The 12,202-nt window shown below is 61.6% G+C and carries 9 protein-coding genes; 6 read left to right on the top strand and 3 right to left on the bottom strand.

Translation table 11 applies throughout. The features are described from left to right. Positions 1 to 366: 366 nt before the first annotated feature. Both AAAX36_RS04045 and AAAX36_RS04040 read left to right on the top strand, forming a co-directional pair. Positions 367 to 2,187: an adenine deaminase C-terminal domain-containing protein gene (locus AAAX36_RS04045; protein WP_349074106.1), complete on the top strand. Its 1,821-nt coding sequence runs from the start codon at positions 367 to 369 to the stop codon at positions 2,185 to 2,187. Positions 2,188 to 2,394: 207 nt separating this feature from the next. After that, positions 2,395 to 3,189 (top strand): HAD family hydrolase, encoded by a 795-nt coding sequence (locus tag AAAX36_RS04040; RefSeq protein WP_349074104.1) that lies wholly within the window; start codon positions 2,395 to 2,397, stop codon positions 3,187 to 3,189. Positions 3,190 to 3,307: 118 nt separating this feature from the next. Here AAAX36_RS04040 and AAAX36_RS04035 read toward each other — a convergent pair whose 3' ends face one another. From AAAX36_RS04035 to AAAX36_RS04025, 3 genes are all read right to left on the bottom strand, one after another. After that, complete coding sequence (locus AAAX36_RS04035; protein ID WP_349074102.1) at positions 3,308 to 4,150, bottom strand: Cof-type HAD-IIB family hydrolase; 843 nt, start codon at positions 4,148 to 4,150, stop codon at positions 3,308 to 3,310. An 87-nt stretch (positions 4,151 to 4,237) separates the two neighbouring features. Then, the gene (locus AAAX36_RS04030; RefSeq protein WP_148331859.1) at positions 4,238 to 5,656 is read right to left on the bottom strand and encodes a citrate synthase; all 1,419 of its coding nucleotides are present in this window, start codon (positions 5,654 to 5,656) and stop codon (positions 4,238 to 4,240) included. Between the two features lie 77 nt (positions 5,657 to 5,733). Then, complete coding sequence (locus tag AAAX36_RS04025; RefSeq protein WP_006235289.1) at positions 5,734 to 6,021, bottom strand: ACT domain-containing protein; 288 nt, start codon at positions 6,019 to 6,021, stop codon at positions 5,734 to 5,736. Positions 6,022 to 6,327: 306 nt separating this feature from the next. Here AAAX36_RS04025 and rpmE point away from each other — a divergent pair, with 306 nt between their 5' ends. From rpmE to AAAX36_RS04005, 4 genes are all read left to right on the top strand, one after another. Continuing rightward, a complete protein-coding gene (rpmE, locus tag AAAX36_RS04020) occupies positions 6,328 to 6,753 on the top strand; it encodes a 50S ribosomal protein L31 (RefSeq protein ID WP_006235303.1) in 426 nt (141 codons plus the stop codon). A 340-nt stretch (positions 6,754 to 7,093) separates the two neighbouring features. Beyond that, positions 7,094 to 9,901, top strand: coding sequence for a preprotein translocase subunit SecA (gene secA, locus AAAX36_RS04015; protein ID WP_349074098.1), 2,808 nt, complete (start codon positions 7,094 to 7,096; stop codon positions 9,899 to 9,901). Beyond that, positions 9,901 to 11,049 carry a peptide chain release factor 2 gene (prfB, locus tag AAAX36_RS04010; protein WP_161159997.1) on the top strand — a complete coding sequence of 383 codons (1,149 nt, stop codon included), beginning with the start codon at positions 9,901 to 9,903 and terminating at the stop codon, positions 11,047 to 11,049. The genes secA and prfB overlap by 1 nt, the downstream gene beginning before the upstream one ends. A gap of 165 nt (positions 11,050 to 11,214) precedes the next feature. Further along, positions 11,215 to 12,105, top strand: coding sequence for a YitT family protein (locus tag AAAX36_RS04005; RefSeq protein ID WP_006235307.1), 891 nt, complete (start codon positions 11,215 to 11,217; stop codon positions 12,103 to 12,105). Positions 12,106 to 12,202 lie beyond the last annotated feature (97 nt).

Genomic DNA, 12,202 nt, shown 5'->3' with positions numbered 1-12,202 from the left:
CTCCCAACCTCGTTGCGGCGCGGCTGCGCCTCTGGCACTTCAACAACATTGTCGCAGCCCCGACCCGCGGTCACGAGCGGGGGCTCCTGTCGTTTCCGTGCCCTCGGATTGGGTCATAGTGTCTGTCGTTGCCAAAACATCGGCGCTTCCGTTGTTGGCACTTGGGGACGTTCCTTTTGTACCGGCACTTTGGGACACTCCTTGCCATTGGTGCAAAGTAACCTGCCCTCATTGCGCCAAGCGGCGTGTGCCGTTAAGCGGAGGGGCGTATTGTTGGCCCATCGTTTGGGCATACAATGGCTATTAGCTTGCTGCGGTGAAGGCCTGTCCGCTCCGCAGCTGTTTTCTACGGTTAAAGGAGTATGTATGTCCGTTGAGGTCATGAGGTCTGTGATCGATGCTGCCGAGGGGCGCGTGCCCGTCGACACGCTGTTTACCAATGCGCAGATCGTCGACGTGTATGGCCAGCGTGTGGCGCCCGGTAGCGTTGCCGTCAAGGACGGTGTGATCGTCGGCGTGCTCTACGATGGTCGCGACGATGCCGCTGGCGCCTACGAGTCAACTGAGGTCATCGACTGCCAAGGGCGCTATCTCGCTCCCGGTTTTATTGACGGGCATCTGCATATCGAGTCTTCGAACATCCGTCCCGCCGAGTACGCTCGCATGGCCGCGACGCGCGGTACCACCACCGCCATTGCCGACAGCCACGAGATTGCCAATGTTGCCGGTCTTGACGGCTTGCGCTTTATGATTGAGGACGGCCGCCGCGCACCCATCTCCATCAAGTACATGATGCCTTCGTGCGTGCCCGCGCTGCCCGACGAGCAAGCCGGTGCCGTTATTTCGGCTGCCGATATGCAGGCGTTTTTTGCCGAGCATCCGGGCGATGTCTTTGGTCTGGGCGAAATGATGAACCTGCCGGGCGTCTTTATGGCCGACCCCGAGACCTGTGCTCGCATCGATGCTGCCAACCAGACGCCGTCCAAGCAGGTTGACGGCCACGCGCCGCTCGTTGCCGGTAAGGACCTCAATGCCTATGCCGCAGCGGGCATTATCGCCGACCACGAGTCGACGATTCCCGAGGAGGCACTCGACAAGCTGTCCCGCGGCATGTATGTGATGCTGCGTGAGGGCACGTGCAGCCACGACCTAGCCAATTTGTCCCCGATGCTGCTGGAGAATCCTGCCCGCGCCCGCCGCTGCTGCTTTGCGACCGACGACCGCGCTCCCTCCGATGCTCTTTCGACCGGCATGATCGACAATGCCTGCCGCGTGGCTATCGAGGCCGGTATCGACCCCGTGGTCGCCATCTCCATGGCGTCCCTTTCTACGGCTGAGGCATTTGGCCTGGACCACGGCTGCCGCGACCCGCACGAGCTTCGCGGCGCAATCGCCCCGGGCAAGCGCGCCGACCTGCTGTTGCTCGATGACCTGACGTTTGCCAAGGCTCCGCATCGTGTTTATGCCGCCGGTGCCCTGGTGGCGCAGGATGGCACCTTTGTGGGCGAGGTCGCACCCGAGACGGCCGAGGTCGCAGCGCTTGCCGATGAGCTGCGTGGTTCCGTTAAGCTGCCGAAGCTTTCGCTCGACGTATTCGATTATGCCTTTAAGCCGGGCGAGGCCGTTATCGATGTCATCCCGGGTATGGCTATCACGGGTATGGCCCGCCCCGAGAGCGCCGAGGACTTGCGTCGCATTATGCTTATCGAGCGCCATGGCCGCGGCGTGTCGCTGCAGGCCGAGGGCGTCGACGGCGACGGCCCCGCTGGCCTGGGCCTGGTTGGCAAGCATATCGGTCGCGGCTGGGTGCGTGGCTTTACCATCACCGGTGGTGCCATTGCCTCCACGATCGGCCACGACTCGCACAACGTGTGCGTGGTGGGCGACAACGCCGCCGATATGATGGCTGCCGTTGAGGCCGTGGGCCAGGGCGGCCACGTGCTGGTGCGCAACGGCGAGGTCGTGGCGCGCATTCCGCTGGCGCTCGGTGGCCTTATGAGCGAGGGTACGGCCGAGGACGTTGCCGCGCAGCACGACGACTTTATGGTCAAGGCGCGCGCCATGGGTATTGAGCCGCCACTCGACCCCATCATGGGCATTATCTTCCTGCCCCTGCCGGTCATCCCGACGCTCCGCATCCGCCCCGAGGGCATGTTCGACGTCACAACCTTCACCTACGCCGACTAGTCATCGGGGACGTTCTTAAACGACTAGTCATCGGGGACACTCTTATGGCGGACTGCCTGACGCCGCGACCGTAGGACCTCTGGCATGTGTGAGCTATTTGCCAGGTCCTTGTAACGTTTACGCCCGCGGAGTCTTATTTGAGCTCCCTTTGGGTACGTTGGAATCGGATACACGTTCGATTCCAACAAGTCCGAAGGGAGCTTTTCTATGTTTAAACTGATTGCATCCGATATGGACGGCACACTGCTTGACGAAAACGGCCAGGTACCTCCCGAGACCTACGAACTGATTCTGGCGCTACACGAGCATGGCGTGCATTTCGCCGCATCGTCAGGTCGTCGCTACGATCGCCTGTGTGAGTTCTTTGCGCCCGTTCGCGACAAGATGGACTTTGTCGCCGCTAACGGCGCCCAGGTCTACGCCGACGGTAAGATGGTAGACCGTGAGGTGTATTCCCACCTGGCGATTCGAAGGCTCGCCCAAGCCGTCAGGACGTTTCCCAATCTGCATCTTGCGCTCTTTGACCGAACCAAGTCCTTCCTGCTCGATGACGAGTGCAAGTTCGTGCGTGAGGTCGATAAGGACCTTCCCAATGCCGAGCGCATTTGGGAGCTGCCCGATCCCAGCGTAAATATCATCAAGGCGAGTATCTTTTGCGATGACTGTGCCGTTATGGACAGTGCCTACGTACTGCAGCGCGAGCTTGGCCAGCTCTTTACCTTTGCGCCTTCTGGAAACGCATGGATCGATGCCATGCAGCCCGGTGTGTCGAAAGCCTCGGGAATCGAGCAGCTCATGGAGCACTATGGCGTCGAACGCGACGAGGTCATGGCGTTTGGCGACTCGATGAACGACTACGAGATCATTCGCTTTGTCGGCACGGGCTGCGCGATGGAAAATGCGCGCCCCGCGCTCAAGGCGGTGGCCGATCGCGTGGTGGGTTGTAACCGTGACCACGCCGTCCAACGTGAGCTCCGTCGCGTGCTGGAGAGTTTCTCCTAATCCGGCAGATGGGGACGTTCTTTTTCTGCCGACAGTGGGGGACAGTCCTTGCAGTTTTTTGCGAAGAGTGTCCCCAGTGACTGGTCGTTTAAGAATGTCCCCAATGACTACCCAACGACTAGGCGAGGGCGGCCATGATGGTGCGGGCGACGCCGTCGTGGTCGTTGTCGTATTCGGTGATGGCGTCGGCGGCCTCGCGATCTTCGGGCTCGGCGTTGATCATGGCCATGCCGTGGCCCGCTGCCTGCAGCATGGGGATGTCGTTGATGTTGTCGCCGAACGCCCAGGCGTCGGCGAGACGCTCGCCCAAGTGCTCGCATAGCCACGTGAGGGCCGTCCCCTTGGTGGCGCCCTCGCCCATGACCTCGATATTCATGGCGTACGAACGCGTGACCTCAATGCCTTCGAGCGTGTCGAGCGCCGCCGCGATGGCGTCGCGATCGGCCGGGTCATGCCAGTACATGGCGATGCGTTCGAGCGTCTCGACCTCGTCGATCTTGCTGTCGATATCCATGTCGATCGGTGTTCGTGTGCGCTTGAGCGAAGCCGCGATGTGGGGGTCGCCGCCGCAGAATTCGTCCAGGCGCGTGTAGAGCGAGCGGGGGAGGAAGCACTGCCCATCCGCGAAGATATCGAAGGTCACATCGTGGCCGGCGGCAATGCGATGGATGCGGTGGGCAATGCCACGGTCGAGCGGACGGCTCAAGATGCACGTGGCGCGCGAGGCGTCGGTGGGCGTACCGGCGTCGAGCTGCCAGACGCTGGCACCGTTGGCGCAGACCGCGTGGTGTACGGTGGGGTGAGCGAGGATGGGCTCAAAGATGCCCGACAGCGGACGTCCCGTGCAGGGCACAAATTCAATCCCGCGTCGAGCGAGCTCGTCGAGCATCGCCCAGGTGGCATCGCTCATCTGCTTATCGCTCGTCAACAGCGTTCCATCCATATCGGAAAACACAATCATTTGATGCAGCCCTTTCTGCTGGCATAAAAAGCGTGGCCGAGGGCGATGATGCCCTGGCCACGCTCGGGTTCTATAACGGTCCGCGTCCTAGCGATCGGCGAGCGGCTTGTACTCCAGCGGCTCGATAACCGGGCGATACGCGGGACGGATAATGCGGTGCGCGCAGAAGAGCTCTTCCATGCGGTGTGCCGACCAGCCGGCCATGCGGGCGACGGCGAATAGCGGCGTAAAAAGCGTCTCGGGTACGCCGAGCATCTTGTAGATAAAGCCCGTGTACAGGTCGATGTTGGCACAGATGGGCTTGGTCATGCCGTGGTCGCGCATCACCTGCGGTGCCAGGCGCTCGATGCGCTCGATGAGCGCGAACTCCTCGCCCAGGTCCTTCTTGGCGGCAAGCGTGCGCGCGTAACGGCGGCAGACCTCGGCGCGCGGGTCGCTCAGCGTGTAGACGGCGTGGCCCATACCGTAGATGAGACCCGTGCCGTCGAAGGCCTGCTTGTCGAGGATCTTGCCCAGGTAGGCTGCGACCTCGTCCTCGTCCTCCCAATTGGAGACGTGCGCACGGATGTCCTCGTGCATGGACACGACCTTGGCGTTGGCGCCGCCGTGGCGCGGGCCCTTGAGTGAGCCGATAGCCGCGGCGTAGGCGGAATACGGGTCGGTGGCCGAGGAGGACAGCACGCGGCAGGCAAACGTGGAGTTGTTGCCGCCTCCGTGTTCGGCATGCAGCATGAGCATCACGTCGAGCAGCATGGCTTCGTCGCGGGTGAATGCCATGCCGCCGCGCAACACCTGCAGGATGGTCTCGGCGGTGGAGAGACCGGGCGTGGGGTGCGGTACATGAACCTCGGAGCCGCGGCGCTTGGCGACCGAGGCCATATGCGCGAAGGCGGCGATGCGGGGGAGACGGGCGAGCATGGAGATGGCGACGTCGATTTCGTGCTCGGGCGTAATGGCGTCGGGCTCGGCGTCGAAGGCGTAGAGCAGCAGCACGGCGCGCTGAAGCACATTCATGATGCTCGACGACACCGTGGTCATGGGGAACTCTTTGACGTACTCATCGCTCAGGTGCCTAAAAGCGCCCAGACGTCCGCAAAAACCGTCGAGCTCCTCTTTGTTGGGCAGCGAGCCCGTGATGAGCAGGTAGGCGACCTCTTCGTAGCCATAGCGATTCTCGGCCTGGGCGTTGTTGACCAGGTCCTCGATGCTGTAGCCGCGCAGCGTAAGCTTGCCCTGGTCGGGCACGACTTTGCCGTCGACCTTGTTGTAGCCGTGCACGTCCGAGATGCGGGTAAGGCCCGCGACCACGCCCGAGCCATCGGCATTGCGCAGGCCGCGTTTGACGTTATGCTCTACGAACAGGCCCTCGTCGTACGGGGCGGTCGGCAGGCCGTGGTAGAGGTTTTCGCTTTCGGGCGAAATCTGACGGCTCGCCTCGTAATCCAGAACCAGGCGGCTCAGGTGATCGTCGAAGCGGTAGTAGATTTTCTTGGCGTCGTAGGCCATGCGCGCTCCTCTCCGGTCCGCTTTGGGGCCGCGCGCTTGGACGATATGACGTCAAGCTGCCCCGAGCGGCTTGTTCGCTACAGGCGGTACATAAAGTTAAAGACGTCCTCGCGCTGGATGGACACGTTGACGCCCGAAAGCTCGCCGGCCTCGGCCAGGGCCTTCTGCAGCTCGGCGAAGTCGAGCTTGGACTCGGCGGTGTCGGCCAGCATGGTCATGGTGAAGATGTCCTCGATAATGGACTGCGTGATGTCGCGGATGTCGACGTTGGCCTCGCCCAGAACGCGGGTGACGCCGGCGACGATGCCGGGGCGGTTCTTGCCAAGGACGGTGATGACGATGCGGGAGGACGAGATCTCGGCCATGGGAAACCCTTTCGCGTGGTTGCGGCGCGCGCGGGGCGCTCCGCTACGGTACAGTGTTCATCATTGTACCCGTCTGGCGCCAAAAGGGGTGTGCTTACTGCGGCGTTACACGTCTGCAACATGGGCGAAGGGGCGACAGGGTGCGTGTCCGCTGCGGTTGGCCACGCCGCGTTGCACAAAGACCGTGAACCTTTTGTGGGACACGCGGCGCCGTGGTACCATAGCCGAGTTTGTTGTCTTGGTCGGAAACCAAGACGCCTTATGCGCTGATCGGTAACCAGCGCCTGACCAATAAGGAGTCCTACCATGAAGCAGGGTATCCATCCCCAGTATGTCGAGTGCACGGTGACGTGCTCCTGCGGCAACACCTTCAAGACGCACGCTACCGTGTCCGAGATGAAGGTTGAGCTTTGCAACGAGTGCCACCCGTTCTACACCGGCCAGCAGAAGTTCGTCGACACCGGTGGACGCGTCCAGCGCTTCGCCGACAAGTTCGGTGGCGCCGCTGCCGCCCAGCTCAAGAAGGCCGAGGAGGCCAAGGCTGCCAAGGCTGCCAAGGCTGCTGAGGCCGAGGCCGCTCGCAAGGCCGCCGCTGAGGCTAAGGCTGCCGAGAAGGCCAAGCGTGCTGCTAAGTTTGCCGAGGAGGCTGCCAAGCAGGCCGCCGAGGCTCCCGCAGAGGCTCCCGTCGAGGAGGCCGCTGCCGAGGCCGAGACCACCGAGGCTGCTGAGTAAATAGCTCGCCGAGGAATCGCTCGCATTCGTGGCTAAAGGGCCGCGTATCCATTTGGGTGCGCGGCCCTTTTCCTTTATTGGTGCAAGCTAACCCGTCCCCATTGCACCAGATTGGTGCGAAGGGGACGGGTTCGTTTGCACCAAATGGCAGAGATACAGCGTTTTCCCAGATAAAAACTGCCAAAATAAACCAGTCCCCTTTTGGCAGGTTGGTCGTAGTTATTACGTGGCGGTCGAGGTCGACCGTATAGGCCGCGCCTTGTTTGGCTAAAGTACAATCATCTGTGTTTAACTCGCCCGCAGCTGCACGGCGTGGGCGATGGCCAAAAAGGAAAACCACATGGGATTCATGTCAAAGCTGCTGTCCTTTGGATCCGATAAGGACCTTAAGCGCTACTACAAGATCGTTGACCAGATCAACGGTCTTGAGCCCCAGTTTGAGAAGATGACCGAGGAGGAACTCCGCGCCCAGACCGATAAGTTCCGCGAGCGTTACGCCAACGGCGAGTCGCTCGACGACATGCTTCCCGAGGCTTTTGCCACTGTGCGCGAGGCTTCCAAGCGCATCACGGGCATGCGTCACTTTGACGTACAGCTCATCGGCGCCATGGCGCTTCATGAGGGTCATATTGCCGAGATGAAGACCGGCGAGGGCAAGACGCTCGTCTCCACCTTGGCCGGCTACCTCAACGCTATCGCCGGCAAGGGCGTGCATGTCGTTACCGTCAACGATTACCTGGCAAAGCGCGACTCCGAGTGGATGGGCCGCATCTACAAGTACCTGGGAATGACCGTTGGTCTGCTCCAGAACAACATGCCGCTCGAACTCAAGCGCCCGGCCTACCAGGCAGACGTCACCTACGGCACCAACTCCGAGTTCGGTTTCGACTACCTGCGCGACAACATGGTCACCCGCCCCGAGCAGCGCGTTCAGCGCGGCCACCATTACGCCATCGTCGACGAGGTCGACTCCATCCTGATCGATGAGGCCAGAACGCCGCTCATCATCTCGGGTGCCGGCACCAAGTCCGCCAGCACCTACAAGGACTTCGCGCGTGCCGTGCGCGGCCTTGAGCGCGGCGAGGACGTGTCGCACGACATGCTCACCGCCACCGAGGACGTCGAGCCCACGGGCGACTACGTCATGGACGAGGCCAAGCACACCATCGCCGCCACCGAGCGCGGCCTTAAGAAGATTGAGCGCCGCCTGGGTATCGATGACATCTATGCCGATCTCTCCGGCCAGCTGGTCAACCACCTGCAGCAGGCGCTGAAGGCCCAGTACATGTTCCACCGCGACAAGCAGTACGTGGTCACTAATGGCGAGGTCAAGATCGTCGACGAGTTCACTGGTCGCATCATGGAAGGCCGCCGCTATTCCGAGGGCTTGCACCAGGCCATCGAGGCCAAAGAGGGCGTGCTCGTACGCGAGGAGAACCAGACCTTGGCCACCATCACCCTGCAGAACTACTTCCGTCTGTATGACAAGCTCTCCGGCATGACCGGCACGGCACTTACCGAGGATGCCGAGTTCCGCGAGATCTACAAGCTACCCGTCGAGGTCATCCCCTCCAACAAGCCCGTGCAGCGCGTGGACCACGAGGACCTGGTGTACCGCACCATTCAGGCCAAGTACAACGCCGTTGCCGACGACGTTGAGCGTCGTCACGCCAAGGGACAGCCGGTCCTGGTGGGCACCGTCTCCATCGAAAGCTCCGAGAAGCTGTCTGCCGCCCTTACCAAGCGCGGCATCGCACACGAGGTCCTCAACGCCAAGCACCATGAACGCGAGGCCCATATCGTTGCCCAGGCCGGACGCTACGGCGCCGTGACCATCGCCACCAACATGGCCGGTCGTGGTACCGACATCCTGCTGGGCGGCAACCCCGACGAGCTGGTGCGCGAGCGCCTTGAGTACGAGGGCCTGACCATGGAGGACGTGACGCCCGAGCAGCTCGAGCAGTTTAACGCCGAGGCCAAGGAGACCTGCAAGGCCGAGCGCGAGCGCGTGCTTGCCGCCGGCGGCCTGACCGTTATCGGCACCGAGCGCCACGAGTCCCGTCGTATCGACAACCAGCTGCGCGGCCGCTCTGGCCGTCAGGGCGATCCGGGCGAGACCCAGTTCTACCTGTCGCTCGAGGACGACCTCATGCGCCTGTTCGGCGGCGACAAGATGGACCGCGTCTCCAAGATGATGGTCACGGCCGACATGGGCGACGACATGCCCATCCAGCACAAGATCATCTCCAAGGCCGTCGAGAGCGCCCAGCACAAGGTCGAGAGCATCAACTTCTCCATGCGTAAGAGCGTCCTTGAGTACGACGACGTCATGAACAAGCAGCGTCAGGTCATCTACGCCGAGCGCAATAAGATTCTGGACGGCAAGGACCTGACCGACCACATCACCGAGGTCATGCACGACACCGTGTACCGTTGCGTGCAGGAGTTCTGCACCAAGGACAGTCACGATGGTGAGCGCGACCTGGAGGGCCTGCGCAAGTGGGTTGTGGAGCTCACCGGCCACATCGATACGCCGAAGTTCCCCGACGAGGATTATGAGGCTCTGGCTGCCGATGTCCTGGCTTACGTAGAGAAGTGCTACAACATGAAGGCCGAGCGCTTGGGCGAGGACCTGATGCGCGAGCTCAACACCCAGGTCATGCTGCGCGTCATCGATACCCGCTGGATGAACTACCTGCAGGAGATGGACTACCTCAAGACCGGCATCGGCCTGCGCGGCTTTGGCCAGCGCGACCCGCTGGTCGAGTACAAGACCGAGGCCTACGGCGCGTTCCAGATGCTCGTCGACACCATGTATGAGGATTACCTGCGCACGGTTCTGCGCATCGAGATCAAGGCTGCCCCGCGTGCCGTGGAGCACAAGGAGGAGCCTGCGCTCGAGGGCGCGCGCTTCTCCGGTCCTGCCGAGGTCGATGGTGACAACGGCGACTCGGTGCTGCGCAAGCAGGCGCAGGTGCAGGCCCGCACGGCTGTCCAAGGCGGACCGGCTGCCGTCAACAACGGTGGCAAGGTGACCACCTATCGCAAGTCCGAGAGCGACGATCCGTACGTCAACGTGGGCCGTAACGACCCGTGCCCCTGCGGTAGCGGCAAGAAGTTTAAGTACTGCCACGGCAGGAATCGTTAATGGCTGAGGCTTTAGAGGTAACGCCCGCCGAGCTGGACGCGTTCGCGGACCGGCTCGGTGAGGTCGAGTCGTATCTCCATTTGGACGAAAAGCGCACGCGCGTGACCGAGCTCGAGGCCAAAAGTGTTGCCCCTGGCTTTTGGGATGACGCTGACGCCGCCCGTGCCACCATGGAGGAGATCGCGCGTACCAAGGAAGATATCGCTGCCGTGGATACCGCGCGGGGCGAGCTTTCCGATGCCCGCGCCGCGCTGGAGCTTGCCGAGGAGATGGGGGATGACCCCGATGCCGTCGCCCTTCGCGAGGAGGCTACAGCCACGGCTGAGCGCCTGGCCCGTGCCATCGATGAGCTTGAGCTTTCGAGCTGGTTTACCGGTGAGTTCGATCACGGCGATGCCATTGTGACCATCAAGCCCGGACAGGGTGGTCTGGAGGCCCAGGACTGGACCTTCATGCTCTTTAAGATGTACATGAAGTACTGCCAGCGTCGCGGCTGGAAGGTCACCATCAACGACTGTCCCGCGGCCGAGGTCATCGGCATCGACCGCGCGACCTTTACCGTCGAGGGCAAGGACGCATTTGGCATGCTGCGCGCCGAGGCCGGCGTCCACCGCTTGGTTCGCATTAGCCCCACCGACGACAAGAAGCGCCGCCAGACCACGTTTGCCGGCGTCGAGGTCATCCCCGTGCTACCCGATGATATCGACATCGAGATCAGCCCCGATGACATCCGCGTGGACGTGTACCACGCGAGCGGCCCGGGCGGTCAGGGTGTCAACACCACCGACTCCGCCGTGCGCGTGACGCATTTCCCCAGCGGCATTGTGGTTACCTGCCAAAACGAGCGCAGCCAGATCCAGAACAAGGCCGCGTGCATGCAGATCCTCAAGGCTCGCCTGTACGAGATTGAGCTCGAGAAGCGTGCCGAGGCGCTCGATGAGATTCGCGGACCCAAGACCACGATTGGTTTTGGCAACCAGATCCGCAGCTACGTGCTCTACCCGTACCAGATGGTCAAGGACCTACGCACGGGCGTGGAGACCAGCAATGTCGAGGCCGTTCTTGACGATGGCGACCTGGACCCGTTTGTTATTGGCTACCATCGCTGGGCCACCGGCAACGCCGATGCAGAAGGCTCGGAGGTCTAAAACATCGGGCGGCTTCAAACCGATGCTAAGCCCAACGGTTGGACGGGTTTGTATCCAGAATAAACCCTGCGCAGGGGTGGTTTTTGTCCGGCGAATCGGTAGAATCGAATACAAGAAGAAGTTCAAAGCGCATCCGTTTGGGTGCGCTTTTTTGAGGGAGGCAGCATGGCATATCGTCTGGACATCAAGCGCATTCTTTCGATGAACTTCTTTCACGACCTGCCCCAGATCATGTTGGGGTGTGCCTTGGCCGCCATCGCGACCGACCTGTTTTTGATTCCCAATGGTCTTGCCGCCGGTGGCGTTACGGGCCTTGCCACCATTATCCAGGCGGTCGGCGCGGCGCGAGGCGTGTCGCTTCCCGTCGGTATCCAGACCATCGTGATGAACGCCTTGCTGCTGCTGGTCGTTATGCGCGAGGGCGGCATGTTCTACGTGGTGCAGACCGCGACGGGCTTTGTGCTGCTGGGCTTCTTTACCGATCTGTTCGCCCCGTTTGTAGCACCTCTGGCGGATGCGGACCTGATGCTTCCCGCCATGTGGGGCGGCATTATTACGGGCATCGGTTACGGCATGGTGTTGCGTGCCGGCGCCAACACCGGCGGCTCGGACACGATTGGCCAAATCATTTCGCGTAACACCTCGCTGCCGGTGGGCTCGACCGTCATGGCAATCGACGTTGCCGTGTGTGCGCTGTCGGCTCCGGTCTTTTCAATCGAAAACGCACTATATGCAGGCCTTTCGATGGTCATTAGCGGCTATGTGATCGATGCCGTGGTCGATGGCGGCAACAAACGCCGTATGGTACTCATCATCTCGGATAAGTTCCCTGATATCGCTGCCGATATCATGTATGGCCTGGGTCGTGGTTGTACCAAGTTTAAGGCGACTGGCATGTATTCGGGTGCCGAGAAGCCGGTGATTATGGTCATTGTGAGCCGTCGAGAGCTCAATACCCTCAAGACGATCGTGCGCGAGCGCGATCCTCACGCCATTGTGACGGTCGCTGACGTTACGGAAGCCTTCGGCGAGGGATTCAAGGACATTAGCGCGTAGGGTCGACTGCGTTCCATCCAAAAGACGTTCACATTGATAAACCGTTTCATCAGCGGTTCTGCCTGCTAAATTGTTCAAATAATGATAAAAACTCTGG

The sequence above is a fragment of the Collinsella sp. CLA-ER-H10 genome, from assembly GCF_040092475.1.
Lineage (GTDB): Bacteria > Actinomycetota > Coriobacteriia > Coriobacteriales > Coriobacteriaceae > Collinsella.
This window is presented reverse-complemented; position numbering and strand designations above follow the sequence as displayed.